Below are 18,504 nucleotides of genomic sequence, written 5' to 3'. Positions count from 1 at the left end.
TTACCGCAGCCCGATTGTTTTATGCCGTGACGGGCGCAAGGTTCACGTCTTTCAGGAACTCGGTAATACGCGGATTCTCTCCGCTGCGCAGCGCCTGCGGGGAGTCATCGCAAACCACTCGTCCTTTTTCCATAAACACAATTCTGTCCGACACGCTGAACGCGAAGTTCATTTCGTGGGTGACGATCACCATCGTTATCCCCTCGCCCGCCAGGTTCTCGATCACCTGCAGCACCTCATTCACTTTTTCAGGGTCGAGCGCTGAGGTAGGCTCATCGAACAGCATAATTTGCGGGCGCATCATCAGGGCCCGGGCGATAGCCACCCTTTGCTGCTGCCCGCCGGAAAGCTGATGAGGATATTTGTGAGCGTGCTCCAGCATCCCGACCTTCCGCAGCAATACGCAGGCCTCACGCTTTAGCTCTGCATCCGTCGCCAGGCGATGGTAGTGCGGCGCCAGCATCAGGTTTTTCATTACCGTTAAGTGCGGGAACAGGTTAAATCCCTGGAAAACCATGCCGATATTCAGCCGGTGTGCGGCGTTTTCCACGTACTGAGGCTTCTGAGCCCCCTGTTTTTCCAGGCGAATAAACGGCTGCCCGTTAATCAGGATCTCCCCGTTATCCAGCTGTTCCAGGCCATTCAGCAGGCGGATAAGCGTCGTTTTCCCGGAGCCGGACGGGCCAATCACCGACACCACTTCCCCAGGCTTAATATCCAGGTTAACCGCGCCAAGCACCTCCACGTTGTTATAAGCTTTATGTAACTTACGAGCCTGCAGCGCGGGAACGTCTGACGCCAGCGGCGCGCGTGATACCAGCCCGCTTTCCTGCGCGGCCATCGCTTCCAGTTCGGCTTCCGGCAGGCGGGCGGTTTTGCGCTGGGTGACATCCAGCCGTTTTTCCAGCAGCTTCAGCAAGAAGTCAAAGACCGTCACGATAAACACATAATAGAAAGCCACCGCCGCCATGGTTTCCATCACCAGGAAGTTTTGCGAATAAAGCCGCTGCCCGACCATCAGGATCTCGGTCAGCGAAATCACCGAAACCAGCGAGCTTAATTTCACGATGGAGATGTATTCGTTGGCCAGCGACGGCAGCGCCACCCGCAGCGCCTGCGGCACGATAACCAGCCACTGAATGCCTGCGTAGCGCAGCCCCAGGGCGCGGGCGGCCTCACGCTGACCACGAGGAATGGCCAACAGGCCGCCGCGGTGGATCTCCGCAATATAGGCCGTTTCGCTCAAAACCAGCGCTATGAGCCCCGCCCAGAAAGGGTCGCTCAGCAGGGCCGAGCTGCCCGGCAGCGCCTGGGGCAGGTTATAAACAAAGATAAGCAGCACCAGCAGCGGCAGGCTGCGGAACAGCCAGATATAGGCCCGCGCCGGTAAAGAGAGCCAGGGAGAGGCGGCCTGTTTGCCCAGCGCCAGAAGAAAGCCAAACCCAATACTGATTATCCAGCTCAGCAGGCTCAGCTTAATCACGGTCCAGGTCGCCTGCCAAAAATCAGCGTTGCTGAACAGGCTGAATAAATAGTTCCAGTCAAAAGACATATCCGCACTCCCCGGCGATGGTGATTACAAACTGCTGGCCTGAATTTCGGCTTCGGACGGCTCCGCCAGGTGATACTTTTTCACTAAGGCCGAGTACTTGCCGCTGGCCTTAAAGGCCGCAATCCCGTCGTTCAGCTCTTTTTTCAGCTCAGGGTTGGTTTTGCTCACCCCCAGGCCCACCAGCACCGGGTACAGCAGTTCCGTCGAGGTCACCGCCAGCCGCCCTTTCATTTTATCCACCACCTGACTTGCCACGGCGGCATCGGTCATCTGTACTTCTACCGCGTGGGAAAGCAATGCCTGGGTGGTTTGCGGGTCGGTTGAAAACTCGCTCACCGCAATCGGCTTCAGCCCCTGCTTGACGCAGTAGTCGGCCGACAGCGTGTGCAGTTTTTCCAGCCAGTAAGTCCCCTGCATCGACCCGACTTTATGCCCGCAAAGCTCTTCCGGTTTGGTTGGCTTAAAGCTGGCGTTGCTGAGGGTCAGCAGCGATTCGCCGGTTTTCAGGTATGGCACCATGTCGATAACCTTCTGGCGCTCGGGGGTGATAAACAGCGCGGAGGCAATCAGTTCAAAGCGCTTCGCCTGCAGGCCGGGGATCAGGCTGGTAAAGCGGGTATCCACATAATCAGGTTTGAGCTTCATCGCCCCGGCAACGCCGTTGATAAATTCAATATCAAAACCTGCGGGCGTTTTGCCGTCGAGGTATTCGTAAGGCGGGAAGGTAATGTCGCTCCCCACCGTAAGCTGGCCGGGGGTCATCACGGCGGCCTGAGCCCCGCCGCTGAGCAGTAAAGGCAGCGCCGCCGCCATGCAGGTGAATAACGCCTTGCTATGTGAAGATGTAAACATGCGATGACTCCAGTGCAGGTGATAAAACATTTTTTATTGGCTCCGTAACGGAGGCGCTTTTCACAGCTTATGGTTTCGCCCTGGCTACTGCCTTGCAATATATTCGCCAGGACGATAATCATTCGGTGAGCGTTTGCGATTGAGCCATGCTGCAGGAGAAAGGCACGGGGATAAAGGACGAAAAATATGCCTTACCTCTATAAAAAATTGTTTTAAGGCAATGGCTATTTTTTTGCACCAGCGCAGCGCAATACTTTAATTCCCAACAGGAAAGCGAATAGAGACATATTTCAGACAGATAATAGCGATATAAAATATTTATCCGCACCAAAAAAGTGCAGCTTATTTTTTTATTGCCACTTTTTGGGGATTATTCGTGACCAATAAAAATGAAAATATTTTTTCTGAGCATCATTTTTACCGTTAACGCCTACCACGGCGGCATCTGGCACAGGCTTTGCTACTAACAGAAATAACTGGATAGCCTGAAACTATCTTGCAAGGTCCACTGCCAATAAAAAACCGGGGTTAGCACCATGACACATTTCACGCTCAAGCAGCTCAAGTACTTTGTCACCGTCGTTGAAGCGCAGAGCATCGCCGAAGCCTCAAGGCAGCTGCATATCGCCCAGCCATCGGTTTCCATTGCCATCAAAAACCTGGAAGACACCTTTGAGCAGCAGTTTTTTATCCGCCACCACGCGCAGGGCGTTTCCCTCACGCCCGGCGGGCTGCGGTTTTATGAAAAAGCCCGCGAGCTGCTGCGGCTTTCATACCAGTTTGAGCAAAATGCCAAGGCGGATAACGACCTTGTGTCCGGCACCATCGCCATCGGCTGCTTCGAATCCGCAGCCCCGCTTTATCTGCCGAGACTTATCGCCGGGTTTCGCAAGATTTACCCTGAAATAACCATCCGGCTGTACGACGGCGAACAGAATGAGCTGACCCACGGGCTGCATCGCGGGCGCTTTGACCTGGCGTTTATGTACAACCTCGAGCTGGAAAGCACGCTGCACACCGAAAAGTTGAACGCCCCGCAGAAGCCTTATGCCCTGCTGCCTGCGGCTCATCCACTGGCGAAGAAAACGTCCGTGACGCTGAAAGAACTCAGCCGTGAACCGATGATCCTGCTGGACGTCATCCCCAGCAAAAGCTACTTCATGAATATTTTCACCGACAAAGGCCTGCACCCTGAGGTGGCCTACAGTTCGCCGTCGATAGAAATGGTGCGCTGCATGGTCGGCCAGGGAATGGGGTTCTCGGTGCTGGTCACCCGCCCCTGCACCGACGTGACCTATGACGGCCAGCGCGTTACGCAGGTGGAAATAGTCGATGATATGGCCGCCTCAACGCTGGTGATGGCTTATTTACGCCATAACGAACCGACGCGCCCGACGCGTTTATTTATGGATTATTGCCGTACTTTTGAACTGATGCCGGAGGGCGTGATTGAAGAGTAAAAAAGGCGTGAAGCGTAGCCTTAAAATACAGGAAATTCATAGCCTGTAGATTGAGGCTAATTTATTTATGCCTTATCCCTAGATTTATAATATTTTACGGAATGTCTGCCGCTCAATAACCTTGTGCCATAGCGAAGCTGCGCTGAATCTTATTTCCCGGCCCCAAGGAAACAGACATGACCGTAATAAAAACACAAACAGACACTCTAGTGATTGGCGCCGGCCAGGCCGGGATCGCCATGAGCGAGCACCTGACACGCCTCGGTATTCCGCATCTGGTGCTGGAGAAAAACCGCATTGCCGAAGCCTGGCGCAGCGGGCGCTGGGATTCGCTGGTGGCGAACGGCCCGGCCTGGCATGACCGTTTCCCTGGGCTGGAATTCAGCCAGGCCGATCGGGACAGCTTTATCCCTAAAGACGAGGTAGCTAACTACTTTGAAGATTACGCCCGCAAGTTTGAGGCTCCGGTAAAAACGGGCGTTGAGGTGAAAAGCGTGACGCGCAATCACGGCAGGCCGGGTTTCACCGTGGAAACCAGCGACGGCATTGTAGAAGCGAAGCATATCGTCGCCGCAACGGGGCCTTTCCAGCGCCCGGTCGTACCGGCCATTGCTCCGGAAGATGGCAGGCTCTACCAGATACATTCCGCTGCCTACAAAAACCCGGCGCAGCTGCCTGCCGGAGCCGTATTGGTGGTGGGCGCAGGCTCATCCGGGGTACAAATTGCCGACGAGATCCAGCGTTCGGGTAAGCAGGTTTATCTCTCCGTCGGCGCGCACGACCGCCCGCCTCGCGCTTACCGCAATCGTGATTTTTGCTGGTGGCTGGGCGTGCTGGGGCTGTGGGATGCGGCGGCCAATCAGCCCGGCAAAGAGCACGTCACCATTGCGGTGAGCGGCGCTCGCGGCGGCCACACAGTTGATTTTCGCGCCCTGGCACATCAGGGCATTCACCTCGTCGGCCTGACCCAACGCTTTGCAGATGGGAAGGTCTTTTTTGAAGATAACCTCGCGCACAATATCCGCCAGGGCGATGAAAGCTACCTTGCCCTGCTGGACGCCGCCGATGCCTGGATTGCCCGCAACGGCCTTGATCTGCCCGAGGAGCCGCAGGCCCGCATCTTCCCGGCCGATCCGCTTTGCGTCACCCAGCCCACGCTTGAGCTGAACCTTGCCGAGACGGGGATCGCCTCGATTATCTGGGCGACCGGCTATGCGCCGGATTACGGCTGGCTGCAGGTGGACGCTTTTGATGCCCAGGACAAACCCCGTCACCAGCGCGGCGTTTCCAGCGAGGCTGGCGTCTATTTCCTGGGGCTGCCGTGGCTGTCCCGCCGGGGATCAACGTTTATCTGGGGCGTGTGGCATGACGCGAAATACATTGCCGACCACATTGAAACCCAGCGCAATTACAGCCGCTATTCCGACGCTTCCCAGCGCTAACCTCTTGCCAACAAGGAATTGACCGATGCCGACACATACTCGTATTCGCATGTTTAACACCAAAGAAACCTACCCTAACCAGTCGCTGAACAACGACCTCTGCCAGGCGGTGCGCGCCGGTAACACCGTCTATGTTCGCGGCCAAGTCGGAACGGATTTTGAAGGGAAGCTGATTGGGCTGGGCGACCCGCAGGCGCAGGCCGAACAGGCGATGAAGAACGTTAAGCAACTGCTGGAGGAAGCCGGGAGCGACCTCTCCCACATCGTCAAAACCACCACCTATATTATCGACCCGCGCTACCGTGAGCCGGTGTATCAGGAAGTGGGCAAATGGCTGAAAGGCGTATTTCCAATCTCCACCGGCCTCGTGGTTTCTGCCCTCGGCCAGCCGCAGTGGCTGATGGAAATCGATGTCATTGCGGTGATCCCTGACGATGCCGAGGGGAAAAAATGACATTTTCTATCGCCGCACGCTGCCAGGAAACCGGCCAGCTTGGCATCGCCATTAGCTCATCCAGCATCGCGGTTGGCGCACGCTGCCCGTGGCTGGTACCGGGCGTCGGGGCGGTGTCGAGCCAGAATATAACGCTGCCCGCGCTGGGGCCGATGGTGCTGTCGAAGCTGGGCGAAGGTGTTGCGCCGCAGGAGGCTATAAAGCGGGTCGTCAGCGAGCATCTGCACGGCGACTACCGGCAGGTGACAGTCATCGACAGCAACGGCAAAACCGCCTGTCACAGCGGCGAGAAATCATTGGGTATTTATCACGCCGTGGAGGGGGATAACTGCGTGGCGGCAGGCAATATGCTGGCCGATAAAACGGTGATTAACGCCATGATTGAGCGCTTCGAAAAAAGCAGCGGCACGCTGGCAGACCGGCTGATTGCCGCGCTTGAGGCGGCGCTGGAAAAAGGCGGCGAAGCCGGACCGGTGCATTCGGCGGCGTTAAAAGTCGTGGATACCGTCGCCTGGCCGGTTATCGACCTGCGCGTGGACTGGGCGGACAAGAGCCCGATAGCCGAACTGCATTCGCTCTGGCTGGCCTATAAACCACAAATGCAGGATTACCTGATCCGCGCACTCGACCCGCGAGAAGCCCCCAGCTATGGCGTACCCGGCGATGAATAAACGGCTGCTTCCCTTATTGCAAAAGCTGCTGGCGCGGGACACCACCAGCCGCGAGTCGAACCTGGCGTTGATCGAGGATATTCGCGATTACCTTGCCGGGTGGGGCATCGACGCAGACCTGTTTTACAGCGAGGACGGACGCAAGGCCAATCTTTATGCGGTAATTGGCCCCTCAGGTGGCGGCGGCGTAATGCTGTCCGGGCATACGGACGTGGTGCCGGTAGACGGGCAGCCGTGGAGCGTTCCCCCTTTCGACATGACCTACCGGGATGGCCGCTACTACGGGCGCGGCGCGGCGGACATGAAGGGCTTTATCGCCTGCGTGCTGGCCTCCGTGCCGGCGTTTCTCGCACAACCGCTGAGAATGCCGCTGCACCTGGCCTTCTCCTATGACGAAGAAGTTGGTTGCCTCGGCGTGCGCAGCCTGGTGGAGTATCTGCGCGCCTCAAAAGAAAAACCCGCGCTTTGCATCGTGGGCGAGCCGACCGAAATGCGCCCGGTTTACGGGCATAAAGGCAAAATAGCCCTGCGCTGCGAAGTGCACGGCCACGCCTGTCATTCCGCCTATGCGCCGCAGGGCGTGAACGCCATTGAATATGCTGCCCGGCTCATCGGCAAGCTGGGCGAGGCTCGCGAGGCGTTAACGCAAACGACGGATGTCCGCTTTGATCCTCCGTTCAGCACCCTGCAGGTGGGAACGATCCGTGGCGGCAGCGCATTAAATATTGTCCCCCAGGAGTGCCAGTTTGATTTTGAAATCCGCTACCTGCCGGAGGTTGATGCCGCCGCGGTAGTTGATGACATTCAACGCTATGCGCGGCAAACGCTGGAACCCGCCATGCAGCGCGTTTCCCCGACAGGCGCGATTCGGTTTGTTCCCCTGAGCCACTATCCCGGCCTGCTGACGGACGCTCAGTCCGAATTTGCCGGCTGGCTGGCGCAGTGGTGCGGCAGCGATGAGTACAGCACGGTGGCATTTGGCACCGAGGGCGGGCTTTTTGATGAAGCCGGGATAGCCACGCTGATTTGTGGCCCCGGCAGCATGGATCAAGGGCACAAACCCGATGAGTTTGTGGCCGAAGAACAGCTGCACAAATGCATGGCGATGCTGGACAACCTGCGCCAGTGGATGAGTGCCTGAACGCTGCGTAGCGTCTGCAGGAAAAAACCAGCGAACATATGTGACGCAACAGCAAACCAACAGAATTTAATCCTTAAAAATATCATTATTTAAATCATTAACCCCAAAAACGGAAAGGGCAGCGGCAAATAACCAGTGTAAATATGGGTTTATTCCTTATCGTTGAGCCATTATTTACTCTTAAGGAGGATGATCGTGGAGGATTAATAGTAATAACGCCCTGCTTTCAAAACATTTCATTCACAATAAATTAATCTAATTATTACATAAGGGTTTTGCTGTTTAGCTTATTAAATACGGGTTAGATGAGGGTCATTTTCTTATTGAAAACGACCGATTTAGCCCTGGGGTTGGTAGGGATGTCCGGGTTCAAAACACGCTTATTTTTGCTTAATAAAAACAGCCAACGCCTGCTATTGTTGTGCAGTGGCTTACTGCTTAGCATGCTGGCCGCACTGATTGTCATCGCCATTTTCAAACCCGCTGGAAAGCCGCTGGATGACAGAAGAGATCCTGTTGCTTTACTGGTTTATAGCTGGGAGGCGGAGGCCAGCTCGCACCTGACGTCCGCGAAAATCTTCCATTCGGCGGATGCGGGGACCCGCAAGGACATTTTATTGATGGTCTGGAACGTGAAACCCGACCTTCTGGCGGGTAAAATGTCCGTCTCAGCCATGCCAAATAAGGCCATGAAATGGGTGCAAAGAGAACTTAGGGAGTCTCTGCGCATCGCTTTGCTTCCCTCTCCCGCTTCACGCTGCTTACGCCCCGGGACGGAAGAACAACCCAATATTTATAAGCAAAGCATCGTGGCAGAAGCCGGATCGCATGGACAACCCCCGGAACAAGCTATTGAAGAGAATCATCAGTATGAAGGGCAAATTCAACCGTCAGGGGCAAGCCTTAGGGGCATTTTCTCACCAGAGAAAATCGATGCACGCCATGCCGTCTGACGGGGCATAAACGGTCCTGCTTTGTCTTTTCAGCAAAGGGTTGTTAGCCTCTAAGTAAAATAACGCCCGACAGCAGAATGCTGCGCGCTTTCCTGAATCAAAAATGGACGAGAAATGAAAACGTATTTCCCTTCCTGGCTGCAGCAAACCGCTATCCTGCTTTTGTGGGGGCTGGTCTATTATCTGTCCGGGCTTATCTCATTAAAATTTGACGACCCAAACTCTGCCATAGCGATTGTCTGGTTCCCATCGGGCGTCGCCGTAGCGGCTTTTTTGTCCGCCCGCTGGCGAGACTACCCTGCGCTTATCCTTATCTTCGCGCTGGCAAGCGTACTGCTGGACGAAGCCTGGCAGAGTATTCCACTTTTTTTAACCACGCTGGGTTATTCGCTGCTGGCGATGCCCGCCAACGTTCTCATTGCCTGGCTGGTGCGCCGTTTCTCGCGGCCAAATGACGACCTGCACGTCATCCTGCTGTGGATTTGCGCCACCTTTGTCGTCAGCGTGTTCGATGCGCTTATCGTCGGAGGGGGTTATGCATTTTTCACCGACCAGCCAGTGGCGAAGACTATCTCGAACGGGTTCGTTGCCGATGTGACCGGGATCTTCTTCGCGACGACCGTCGTCATGGGCTTCGTGAATAAACGAGGTCCCCGGGCCGCTCTCGCCTGGTCGACCCGCCTGGCAGGTCTGGCGCTGTTGCTGCTGATTTGTGCAGCAACGGTATTTATCTTCGACTACAGCGGAACCTGGCTCAAAACCGAGGCCGCCGCGCTCTATTTTGCCCTTTCTTGCCTGCCGATTGTGCTGACGATGATGCTTTCCCTGGTCTGGGGCAATCGTGGAGGTTCCATCGGCCTGCTGGCGTTGGGCGCCATCGTCATCCACTTTACCGACCGGCATCAAGGGCCTTTCTTTCTTCACGGCCTTAGCTTTACCGAATCGCTACTGCTGGCACTGAGTTACCTCTCGGCGACCGCCTTGCTTATCGTATTTGTCCGTGTGTTAAGGCGCTCGACGACCCGTTTTAACCCGGATACCGGCAGGCTTGCGGGTAACGGCATACTTTATCGACTGGAGCCTGAAACCGGCGTATTCAGCTGGGAAAACGATCTCTCGTCACTGCTGGGCGCGGGTTACCCGGCAGTGTTTGACACCGTCGAGCGAGTGCTGGGCTATGTACATCCTTCAGATCGGGAAAAACTCAGGCAGCACTGGCTCGCCCCCGTTCAGAACAAACACAAGCCCCTGATATTTCGTATCAAGACGAATGACGATGAGTGGCTAACGCTGGTTGACAGCGGCGGCGTTGCCATGTCAAACGGCGGCAAGCGCATTATTGTCGGAAACTGGCAGGCCAGCCATTACGATCTGGCTATCTAAATCTAAACACGGACGTGATGACTTTTTAAGGAGAGACAGGCTTGTGATTCAGATTGCGTTGTTACTGTTCGGCGTCGACTTTATGCGCTCCAGGGTCAAATACCTGATCCTGCTTGGCAGCCTGTGGAGCCTGCTCGGGCTGGCTATTTTCCTCGATGGTCTGGACGGCGTGACCTACTTCCCCCTGCGCTTTTTTGGCCTGCTTTTGCTGCTGGAAAGCCTGGTGACGCTCAGTATTGCTTCCGGCGGCGTCGGGGCGCAAAAAGCTGTGCTCTACTTTAAGGGCGGCATTTTTTGTTTCGTCTCGCTGCTTATATTATCCAACCAGTCCTACAGTAATTTACTGCTGGCCATCGTCTTTGGTTTTGCCTATTTCGTCATTGGCCTGTTCGTTATTTTCTCGGCGTGGATTGTGCGTTTCCCTCACTGGAAGAGCACCCTGGCGACCGGTTTAGCGCAAATTATATTCGCCTTTTTTATGTTCAGCCCATGGCCAACCCATTATAAAGCCACGGTTTCGTTCTTCCTGGGCACGCTGATGATTTTCAGCGGTATTCATACCGTCCGGCTTGCGCTTCGCGTGGCGAGGCTGCGGGAAGGCACCTCGGTCTTCGATCTCCTGGTGCCTGCTGGAATCGGTTTTGAAGTGAAAAAAGGGGCTGACGCAAAGCCGAAGGTCGCAGAGCCGGAGCACGCTGATTTTCGTGAGCCGCTAACCGTACACATCTGGACCCCGGAAGGCACCGCCAGCGCGTCGACCATTCCGCGCCCGGTGATCAATCGCTATATCGCCGCAGTGGACTCAGAAGGGGTTATATCGACGGGCCACGCCGCGCTTGAAGTCCCGCCCGGCCTCTACATCAGCCTTTATCCTGCAGAAGACATCGACCGCTCGCCGGCCGAGTTTTTGAACACGCTGAAGGCCACGCGCGATAACGACGTGCCGGGGACGTTCCAGCCTGACTATGCCACCGAGGCGGCAGAGTGGTGCCAGTCAGATCGCAAAATCTACTTCCACCAGTACAACGGCAAAGCGTTGCAGCGTTTCTGGAGCGCCTACAAGCTGACGAAAACCTATAACCTGACCTATCGCAATTGCTCCAGCAGCGTTGCCTACGCCCTGGAAGCGTCGCTGGATGGCGTGCTCTCAAAACGTACAAAAAGCGGGCTATCGATACTCCGAACGCTCGCCATGCCTGAACTCTGGATAGCCGCTCAGGTACGCAAACGCGCCATTTCTATGGCCTGGACACCGGGACTGGTGATGGATTACGCCAGAGCGCTGCGCAGCATCGTTCACCCTGTCCCCGAGCCCTGGTATCAACGCTTCTCCTTCAAATGGCGCGACGACAGAAAGGCCGGGGAATAACGCGCCAGTCAGTGGGTAACAGACTTTGAGAAAAGCTGAATAATTATGATGCCCACGGCAATAAACAGCATGCCTGCGATAGCCGGCAGATCGAGTTTCTGCTTATAAAACAGGAATGACATCACCGAAACCAGGAAGATCCCCATTCCGGCCCAAATTGCATAGGCAATACCAATATTCATGGTCTTTACCACCTGGGAAAGACCGTAGAATGAAATCGCATAGCCCACGACGACAACCACGCTGGGAACCAGCCGGCTAAACCCGTCGGAGGCTTTCATCATGGTTGTGGCCAGCGTTTCAGCGCAGATAGAGATGGCGAGGATAACGTAAGTATTAAGCATCTTTTTTTCCCGTTGTATAAAATCCTCGGGAGAGTATAGAACTTAATGAGGCGCGGAATTTCAACAACGGGGAAATCACGGGCTCGTTAAGCTTTGTGTCATGCAGAATGGTTGCGCCCGACTTCCGGGAGCGAGAGGTAGGTCACTGAAATTTAATGCGATTAGTGCTTGAATAATTGGCGGAGAGAGGGGGATTTGAACCCCCGGTAGAGTTGCCCCTACTCTAGTTTTCGAGACTAGTCCGTTCAGCCGCTCCGGCATCTCTCCGTTCTGGTGGTTGCCATCATGCCAGGTTATGCGGCATTTTAACAGTCTGGGTTCTTTCGTTTCAGTTCAAACGATGACTTTGCGAGCAAGTAACATGATTAAGTGGCCCTGGAAAGCAAGTGATTCAAGCCCTGACCCCGCTTTGCCGTGGGAACAGGCGTTAGCTATTCCCGTTCTGGCATCCCTCAGTGAAACCGAGCAGCAGAAATTAGTTAGCCTTGCGGAAAGGTTTTTACAGCAAAAACGGCTGGTGCCGTTGCAGGGTTTTGAACTGGATGAGTTGAAGTCCACTCGTATTGCGCTGCTGTTTTGCCTGCCCGTGCTTGAGCTGGGCATCGAGTGGCTGGACGGTTTCCACGAAGTTCTGCTCTACCCCGCGCCGTTTATCGTTGATGACGAATGGCAGGACGACTTCGGCCTGGTGCACAGCCAGCGCGTGGTGCAGTCCGGGCAAAGCTGGCAGCAGGGCCCCATCGTCCTGAACTGGCTCGACGTGCAGGACTCCTTCGACGCGTCCGGGTTTAACCTGATTGTTCACGAAGTTGCCCATAAACTGGACAGCCGTAACGGCGACCGCGCCAGCGGCGTTCCCCTGATTGCTTTGCGCGACGTTGCGGGCTGGGAACATGACCTCCACGCCGCGATGGACAGCATTCAGGATGAAATCGACATGGTTGGCGAAAATGCCGCCAGCATCGACGCCTATGCCGCCACCGACCCGGCAGAATGTTTTGCCGTGCTTTCAGAATATTTTTTCAGCGCCCCGCAGCTTTTCACGCCGCGTTTCGCTTCACTTTACCAACGTTTTTGCCAGTTCTACGGGCAAGATCCAATACAACGTCTGGTTGAGCGCGAAAACTCACCCGGCATTGCCGGAAATACGGTGCATTAAATCAGCAACGCGGCTTAAATTTAATCATATGAATTAATGCGTTACTTTTACTGTTGACAGTTTTTATGGCTAAAGCTAATATTCGCCCCGTTCAAACGATTCCTCTGTAGTTCAGTCGGTAGAACGGCGGACTGTTAATCCGTATGTCACTGGTTCGAGTCCAGTCAGAGGAGCCATATTTGAGAAGCCTGCTTAGGAAACTAAGCGGGCTTTTTGCTTTTCTAAATACCCCGCTTTCCCGTTGCCAGCCGCCCAATTACGCCGTATGTTAAATCCCCTTCCCCACCCCTGATTTAGCTGCTCTGCACGAGGAGGAAAAATGGAATCATTGTTTGTCTACGGCACGCTTCGGCCTGGCTACGTGAACGGGACTTTTTATGAAAAAGGTTGGGGAGCTGGCGCTGGAGTGGCATAAAAACAATAAAAAATTGTCACAGACTACCGCTGGCCGCTTGCTTTCCAGTATGAGCAAGCACATCTTTCGGGTTATCGGCCATCGCTCAGTAACGGAAATTAAAACCCGTTATTTCATTAAATTATTAAAAGGCATCAAGGAGAAAGTGCTGCTGGAAGTCACGTCCCGCACGCGTCAACACCTGCGCAACATCATGCGTTACGCTGTACATCAGGGATTTATCGACAGCAACCCAGCAATTAACCTTGATGGTATTACGATCCCGCCCGCCATAGATCATGTAGTGGTCAAGTAATACTGGCCACAGTTTTACAGTAAGAATGGTATCTGTTCCTGGGGACAGGTTATCTGGCATGTCAATGTCGGCAACTGCACATTCTGGCCCAACGTTAACCCCTGTTCTCTCCCTATATCAGCATAGTTCCCCCCTTTCTTACCCAGCCCCATACGGATGGTGACCAGTCTTGGCCTCATGTGTTCCAGGACGACTATCAGATTCCGGATACATAAAGAATGACAACTCGGGACTCAGTCAACACGCTGCGCTCAGAGGACAGCGTGTTTCTCGCTTAGCCAACTGACGAATGTGTCAACTGGCGTGTTGTTGCAGAAATGACAGCAGGACGCCAACAATGCATTCCGGGTTTTCATGCACGCTTATATGCCCGGCACCTGGCACCACCACATGCTCGCAGCGTAGCAGCGATGCCATCAGCTTACCCTCCTCAGGCGGCCGTGGTTTATCCTGCTCACCGGTGAGCACCAGCGCCGGGCAGCGGATCTGCCCCAGCAACGGTAAATTGTCCTTTCGACCAAAGATCATTTTCCCTAGCGGGACGATGCTCTGTCGGTAACGCTCGGAGGTAATAGTCTGCAATCGGTGCCTTAACGGCGACAGCAGGCTCTCGGGAGCCTCATCCGAATAAAACTGGCCCACAACATACTCGAGGAATGGCTTAGGCACGGCACCGGCCGCATCAATGCTATCGAGCAAGGTGAAGTAGTGCGTTTTTTTTTCCGACGGCTCAATGCCCACAAAGGTGCCCATCAGCACCAGCAACTTTATCCGCCTGGGATAAAGGGCCGCCAGCTCAGCGCCCCACATGCCCCCGACCGAAATGCCGAGAATGCCGAACTCCGTAATTCCTAAGTCATCCATTAGCGCAAGGTGATCGTTAGCAATGTCTGACAAGCTACTGTGCCCGTCAGGCAGCTCAGGAGAACCTCCATGCCCCCACAGGTCGGGGATAATCAGCCGATAGTGCTCGACTAATGCTGGCAGCAGCGTTGACCACATCTCACCGCTAAAAAGATAGCTGTGTCCCAACAATAGAGGAAAGCCAGACCCTACATCAATATAGTTCAATGAGGTTCTCTTTATTTTCGCCAGTTCACTCATCCTATTTTCCGTCCCTTTTCATCGTAAGAGTAAAAACCTTTGCCCGTTTTCACGCCCAGCAATCCATTATTGATATACGCTTTTAACAATAGTCCCGGTTCTGGTGAAAGCTGCGGATTAATTTTTGTGTAGTGCATTTCGATATCGTAAACCACATCGAGGCCGATTCTGTCCATTAATTCAAACGGCCCCACGGGTGCACCGAGATTCGCACGGTAAATACCATCAACGTCTTCAGGTGCGGCCACGCCTGTCGCGACCACCTCCAGACACTCACGCTTCACCGCCGCCCAGACGCGATTAAAAATAAAACCGACGCTCTCTTTTTTAACGCAGAAAGGAACAAAGCCAAATTCAGGCAGCGTGCGCATTAGCGCATCAATCACCGCGGCATCCGTTTCACCGCTACTGGCCACTTCCACCGGATTCTGTACGGGTGGCATATAAAAGTGGGTGTTCGCCACGCGTTTGCGTCCCTCTGGCGTCATGCTGGTAGCTATCTGACGGATAGGGTAAGACGAGGAGTTGCTGCACAAAATACACGTTGTATCCGTCTTCTGCTCCAATTCGGCAAACAGGGCCTGCTTAAGGGCCAGTACTTCAGGTATGGCCTCAATAACCAGTCCGGCCTGTGTAACCGCCTCGGTAAGGCTATCGCACACTTTCAGCTTTCCGTTCTTGTTGCCGGTTTTCTCCCACAGCGCCGGAAGTTGCTCATGGACGTATTCAGACGCCGAGATGACAACCTGAGGATTGTTATCATAAATAGATACCGTCGCGCCATGTGCCACCATCATCAAGGCAATACGCCGTCCCAGCATTCCGGAGCCAATAATCGCTACGAAATGTAATTTATTATTTTCTGCCAGATAATTACTCATCATGCCGCGTTCACCTTCATTGGATAATTAACATTAGTGGCGGATTTGCGCCAGGTAACCTTCAGTCAGGTCGGTCATTTTCATAACAGCATTGCGTTCAATACCGTTCTGCAGCATGGCACGGGCAACTTCCAGTTTGCCTTCGTTGCGGCCTTTTTCGATACCGAGTTGTTCACCGAGCTGCAGGGCTTCAGCCCTGACCTTCTCGATCCTCTTCTGTTCGAGCGGTTGATACGCTTATTTGACACTAATATATGTGATGTTTAACAACAGTGAGCATTATTATAATTTTACAGACAAGAAAACGCCTAGCCAGTTCGAGATGAATAAGTAATATTACACAAAACGAGATTATATCTGTGTAAAAAGAGCCTTAACAGAACGACACAACACTATGTTAAAAAAGGGTTTTTGATTTAAAAAACACTGCATTAGTACACATAGCTTAAGACAAAAAGGCTAATCACCAGGATGGTCACTGATTCATTAATTGTTTAACATTTGTTTTGAGTTAAAATTAATAAATAATACTTTGGATTTATTCAGTATCTACAACTCCAAAATCCGCCAACTTCTCTCTAATCATATGGAAGTGTATTTTTCCATGAAGAAAACATATTCAGCCCGCCATAAAGAATCAATTGAAAATCCCACTAAGAATAGCCAGGAACAGATCACATCAGGTTCGGGGGCAGGACAAGCCACCGTTACCCCTGGCTCTCATCTGATAACCCGTGAAGCAAAAAAAAACGCTGAGAATAAAGATGATCACGAGGGCTATAAAAAACTTGGATGGTGGGCTCTGGGTATTGGCGCGCTGGGTGGCGTTACGGCAGCGATATTGGGTGGTCATAGTTCAGGAGATGAACCACGCCCTGACTTGCCAGCCAGGCCAACGCCGCCTGAAGGTGTGACGGCGATACCCGGCGCAGAAATTACCGCGATCGATGATAATGTTGGCCCCATTATCGGGAATATTACAAGAGGTGGAATTTCAGATGATGCAAATCCTATATTAACAGGCAAAACCACAGCCCCCCTCACCGCCAGACAAACCATAAACATATTCGACAACGGTAATTTCCTCGGCAATGCCACTTTCGATGCTGCCACCCTGACCTGGCGTTATGCTGATACCAGATCGTTGAAGAATGGTGTTAATCCGTCCTATACCGCGCGAGTTACCGATGCCGCAGGAAATCAGTCCGCTGCAGGTGCGCCCTATAGCGTAACCATTGATACTTCTGTCCCAACTACCTCAGCAATGGTCACCGGCGTAGCTGACGACGCTGGGGTCATCACGGGTAATGTTGCTAACGGGGGAACAACTGACGACACCAGTTTGGTTATTTCAGGTACGCTTAGCGCCGCAGCAGAAAACGGAGAGACCATTCGCATTTATGATGGCGCCATCTTCCTGGGCATTGCTACCGTTGATTTAAGCCACAATACCTGGCGTTATGCAGACACGCGAAGCCTGAAAAACGGCGCAGCGCCTTCTTATACAGCACGAGTTGCTGATGCAGCAGGAAATATGTCTGACGCAGGTACGTCCTATAGCGTCACCATAGATACGACTGTCCCTGCCACGACAGCTACTGTTACCGGAGTAACGGATAACGTGGGTGCTGTCACCGGCAACGTGGCAAACGGCGGTACTACCGATGACACCAATCTGGTTATTTCCGGGACACTCAGCGCTTCCCCGGCAACAGGCGAGTCCGTGCGTGTCTATGACGGCACCACTTTTCTTGGTATGGCGACTGTTGACAGTATCAACAAGATTTGGTCCTATACCGATATTCGGATACTGACAAACGGTGCAACGCCCTCTTATACCGCGCGTGTTACTGATGCTGCAGGTAATACCTCTCAATCAACATCAACTTATTGGGTTTCTGTCGATGAAACTTATAATAACATTTCTCTTACACCTACATTTGATAGCGGCACTGGTAAGTGGGGCTTAAAAATAAATGGAATACTCGATAAATCATTCGATTATAATAAAAAGCTAGAGATTTCGACTGACAATGGGAAAATATGGCAAGAAATAAACATTGATTATAATAGTGTAATTCAGCGAGAAATTAATTACTCACAATCTGATTGGCAAGGTAAATCTTTCAATTATGCACTGGGTTGGGCTGGTAATGGGTTTGGGTTAACTGGGACTCAACGTGGTGCTCCTGAGAATATTGAAATTCGTAATTTCAATGGAAGACAAGCATTAGTTTATTCATCTGCTGATCGTGACAGTGAATGGTATCAAAAACACCCCGAAGCGAGCGGATCAAGCACATATAAAAATCAAGATTCAGAATTGCAAGATGATTTTTTTATGGTAGGTCCAAAATGGCTTTCCGCTGATGAACCTTCTTTTGTTGCACATTTTTACCGTGATTTTTCAAGCAATGGGGGTTATATAGGAATTCGATTGAATGTTTTTGGTGATGGTAATAAAAAATTATACCCAGGTATCTTTATTGAAGAGGATAGCATAAGAATCAGGACTGGTATGTCATACGAGGATCATCTGAGAGTTAAATTGTTAACAGGTGATGAAGCCACAGGATGGGCAACTGCAGCAATGCGAGTTTCTGCTGATGGAGATATTCTTTTTTATTTTTCCGATGGCTATATTAATGATATTTTTAATGCTAAAAACTATCTTGGCGCAATGAAGAAAGACTTTCCTGGGAAATACATAGATCACTTAGTATCACAAAATGATGCTACGTTTATGATTTCAACTCGAACGTCATATGAAAATGAAACAGCTATCGGCGATCTTCTTTATAGTAAAAGAGATATGAATAATTTATCTTGGTTATTTGATAACAAAGAATTCTATAGCGCTGAAAATACTTTAGATTTTCAAATTCGTTCGGTTGATAGACAAACGGATCAAGTTTTAGATATAAATAGTTATCATTATACCTTTCCACCTGTCATTTAACCGATTTGCTCGTACTTAGTGGTTCCATGATCATTTATACAATAAGGAAGTGAAGCCTAATAGTACTAAA

At 52.6% G+C, this 18,504-nt stretch carries 15 protein-coding genes, 2 tRNA genes and 3 pseudogenes; 13 read left to right on the top strand and 7 right to left on the bottom strand.

The annotated features are described in order from the left end of the window. Nucleotides 1–19: 19 nt before the first annotated feature. Nucleotides 20–1,552 carry an amino acid ABC transporter permease/ATP-binding protein gene (locus JT31_RS20605; RefSeq protein ID WP_038481551.1) on the bottom strand — a complete coding sequence of 511 codons (1,533 nt, stop codon included), beginning with the start codon at nt 1,550–1,552 and terminating at the stop codon, nt 20–22. A 24-nt stretch (nt 1,553–1,576) separates the two neighbouring features. Beyond that, complete coding sequence (locus tag JT31_RS20600) at nt 1,577–2,404, bottom strand: ABC transporter substrate-binding protein (protein ID WP_081948205.1); 828 nt, start codon at nt 2,402–2,404, stop codon at nt 1,577–1,579. Between the two features lie 536 nt (nt 2,405–2,940). Here JT31_RS20600 and JT31_RS20595 point away from each other — a divergent pair. The 8 genes from JT31_RS20595 to JT31_RS20560 all read left to right on the top strand — a co-directional run bounded on the left by JT31_RS20595 (nt 2,941) and on the right by JT31_RS20560 (nt 11,277). Beyond that, complete coding sequence (locus JT31_RS20595) at nt 2,941–3,864, top strand: LysR substrate-binding domain-containing protein (RefSeq protein WP_038481548.1); 924 nt, start codon at nt 2,941–2,943, stop codon at nt 3,862–3,864. 176 nt (nt 3,865–4,040) lie between these two features. Continuing rightward, nucleotides 4,041–5,306, top strand: coding sequence for a flavin-containing monooxygenase (locus JT31_RS20590; protein WP_038481545.1), 1,266 nt, complete (start codon nt 4,041–4,043; stop codon nt 5,304–5,306). 25 nt (nt 5,307–5,331) lie between these two features. Continuing rightward, a complete protein-coding gene (locus JT31_RS20585; RefSeq protein ID WP_038481542.1) occupies nt 5,332–5,760 on the top strand; it encodes a RidA family protein in 429 nt (142 codons plus the stop codon). Next, nucleotides 5,757–6,431: a DUF1028 domain-containing protein gene (locus JT31_RS20580; protein WP_038481539.1), complete on the top strand. Its 675-nt coding sequence runs from the start codon at nt 5,757–5,759 to the stop codon at nt 6,429–6,431. Before JT31_RS20585 ends, JT31_RS20580 begins: the two co-directional genes overlap by 4 nt. Continuing rightward, the gene (gene argE / locus JT31_RS20575) at nt 6,424–7,572 is read left to right on the top strand and encodes an acetylornithine deacetylase (protein WP_038483397.1); all 1,149 of its coding nucleotides are present in this window, start codon (nt 6,424–6,426) and stop codon (nt 7,570–7,572) included. The genes JT31_RS20580 and argE overlap by 8 nt, the downstream gene beginning before the upstream one ends. A 323-nt stretch (nt 7,573–7,895) precedes the next feature. Then, the gene (locus JT31_RS20570; RefSeq protein ID WP_235212891.1) at nt 7,896–8,525 is read left to right on the top strand and encodes a hypothetical protein; all 630 of its coding nucleotides are present in this window, start codon (nt 7,896–7,898) and stop codon (nt 8,523–8,525) included. A 114-nt stretch (nt 8,526–8,639) separates the two neighbouring features. After that, complete coding sequence (locus tag JT31_RS20565; protein ID WP_038481536.1) at nt 8,640–9,908, top strand: MASE1 domain-containing protein; 1,269 nt, start codon at nt 8,640–8,642, stop codon at nt 9,906–9,908. Between the two features lie 43 nt (nt 9,909–9,951). After that, nucleotides 9,952–11,277 (top strand): HdeD family acid-resistance protein, encoded by a 1,326-nt coding sequence (locus JT31_RS20560; protein ID WP_038481533.1) that lies wholly within the window; start codon nt 9,952–9,954, stop codon nt 11,275–11,277. Nucleotides 11,278–11,285: 8 nt separating this feature from the next. Here JT31_RS20560 and JT31_RS20555 read toward each other — a convergent pair whose 3' ends face one another. Beyond that, on the bottom strand, nt 11,286–11,621 hold the full coding sequence (locus JT31_RS20555; RefSeq protein WP_038481530.1) for a DMT family transporter: 336 nt from the start codon (nt 11,619–11,621) through the stop codon (nt 11,286–11,288). Between the two features lie 177 nt (nt 11,622–11,798). After that, nucleotides 11,799–11,888: transfer RNA gene (locus JT31_RS20550), tRNA-Ser, on the bottom strand. 94 nt (nt 11,889–11,982) lie between these two features. On the opposite strand from JT31_RS20550, the gene mtfA reads away from it, so the two are divergent. The 4 genes and pseudogenes from mtfA to JT31_RS20535 all read left to right on the top strand — a co-directional run. Continuing rightward, on the top strand, nt 11,983–12,780 hold the full coding sequence (gene mtfA, locus JT31_RS20545; RefSeq protein ID WP_038481526.1) for a DgsA anti-repressor MtfA: 798 nt from the start codon (nt 11,983–11,985) through the stop codon (nt 12,778–12,780). 100 nt (nt 12,781–12,880) lie between these two features. Next, nucleotides 12,881–12,956, top strand: a tRNA-Asn gene (locus JT31_RS20540). Nucleotides 12,957–13,099: 143 nt separating this feature from the next. Further along, nucleotides 13,100–13,183 (top strand): annotated as a pseudogene (locus tag JT31_RS24240) (gamma-glutamylcyclotransferase); the annotation flags it as partial. Continuing rightward, a pseudogene (locus JT31_RS20535) lies at nt 13,176–13,475 on the top strand (phage integrase central domain-containing protein); the annotation flags it as partial. The pseudogenes JT31_RS24240 and JT31_RS20535, both read left to right, overlap by 8 nt. A gap of 309 nt (nt 13,476–13,784) precedes the next feature. On the opposite strand, the gene JT31_RS20530 reads toward JT31_RS20535, so the two are convergent. The 3 genes and pseudogenes from JT31_RS20530 to JT31_RS23335 all read right to left on the bottom strand — a co-directional run. Beyond that, the gene (locus JT31_RS20530; RefSeq protein ID WP_038481520.1) at nt 13,785–14,594 is read right to left on the bottom strand and encodes an alpha/beta fold hydrolase; all 810 of its coding nucleotides are present in this window, start codon (nt 14,592–14,594) and stop codon (nt 13,785–13,787) included. Continuing rightward, nucleotides 14,591–15,478: a 3-hydroxyacyl-CoA dehydrogenase family protein gene (locus JT31_RS20525; protein WP_200882448.1), complete on the bottom strand. Its 888-nt coding sequence runs from the start codon at nt 15,476–15,478 to the stop codon at nt 14,591–14,593. Before JT31_RS20525 ends, JT31_RS20530 begins: the two co-directional genes overlap by 4 nt. A gap of 30 nt (nt 15,479–15,508) precedes the next feature. Then, nucleotides 15,509–15,706: pseudogene (locus JT31_RS23335) on the bottom strand (ISNCY family transposase); the annotation flags it as partial. 373 nt (nt 15,707–16,079) lie between these two features. Between JT31_RS23335 and JT31_RS20520 the strand changes: the two are divergent. Then, complete coding sequence (locus JT31_RS20520; RefSeq protein ID WP_038481517.1) at nt 16,080–18,434, top strand: Ig-like domain-containing protein; 2,355 nt, start codon at nt 16,080–16,082, stop codon at nt 18,432–18,434. Nucleotides 18,435–18,504: the final 70 nt, after the last annotated feature.

This window comes from Cedecea neteri, from assembly GCF_000757825.1.
Lineage (GTDB): Bacteria > Pseudomonadota > Gammaproteobacteria > Enterobacterales > Enterobacteriaceae > Cedecea > Cedecea selenatireducens.
The sequence above is the reverse complement of the archived record's forward strand: the minus strand, read 5'-3'. Positions and strand labels throughout refer to the sequence as shown.

What these genes read in the sequence shown, in the direction of transcription:
- JT31_RS20605 (WP_038481551.1), bottom strand. Translation starts at nt 1,552, where the DNA reads ATGTCTTTTGACTGGAACTATTTATTCAGCCTGTTCAGCAACGCTGAT.
- JT31_RS20600 (WP_081948205.1), bottom strand. Translation starts at nt 2,404, where the DNA reads ATGTTTACATCTTCACATAGCAAGGCGTTATTCACCTGCATGGCGGCG.
- JT31_RS20595 (WP_038481548.1), top strand. Translation starts at nt 2,941, where the DNA reads ATGACACATTTCACGCTCAAGCAGCTCAAGTACTTTGTCACCGTCGTT.
- JT31_RS20590 (WP_038481545.1), top strand. Translation starts at nt 4,041, where the DNA reads ATGACCGTAATAAAAACACAAACAGACACTCTAGTGATTGGCGCCGGC.
- JT31_RS20585 (WP_038481542.1), top strand. Translation starts at nt 5,332, where the DNA reads ATGCCGACACATACTCGTATTCGCATGTTTAACACCAAAGAAACCTAC.
- JT31_RS20580 (WP_038481539.1), top strand. Translation starts at nt 5,757, where the DNA reads ATGACATTTTCTATCGCCGCACGCTGCCAGGAAACCGGCCAGCTTGGC.
- argE (WP_038483397.1), top strand. Translation starts at nt 6,424, where the DNA reads ATGAATAAACGGCTGCTTCCCTTATTGCAAAAGCTGCTGGCGCGGGAC.
- JT31_RS20565 (WP_038481536.1), top strand. Translation starts at nt 8,640, where the DNA reads ATGAAAACGTATTTCCCTTCCTGGCTGCAGCAAACCGCTATCCTGCTT.
- JT31_RS20555 (WP_038481530.1), bottom strand. Translation starts at nt 11,621, where the DNA reads ATGCTTAATACTTACGTTATCCTCGCCATCTCTATCTGCGCTGAAACG.
- mtfA (WP_038481526.1), top strand. Translation starts at nt 11,983, where the DNA reads ATGATTAAGTGGCCCTGGAAAGCAAGTGATTCAAGCCCTGACCCCGCT.
- JT31_RS20530 (WP_038481520.1), bottom strand. Translation starts at nt 14,594, where the DNA reads ATGAGTGAACTGGCGAAAATAAAGAGAACCTCATTGAACTATATTGAT.
- JT31_RS20525 (WP_200882448.1), bottom strand. Translation starts at nt 15,478, where the DNA reads ATGATGAGTAATTATCTGGCAGAAAATAATAAATTACATTTCGTAGCG.
- JT31_RS20520 (WP_038481517.1), top strand. Translation starts at nt 16,080, where the DNA reads ATGAAGAAAACATATTCAGCCCGCCATAAAGAATCAATTGAAAATCCC.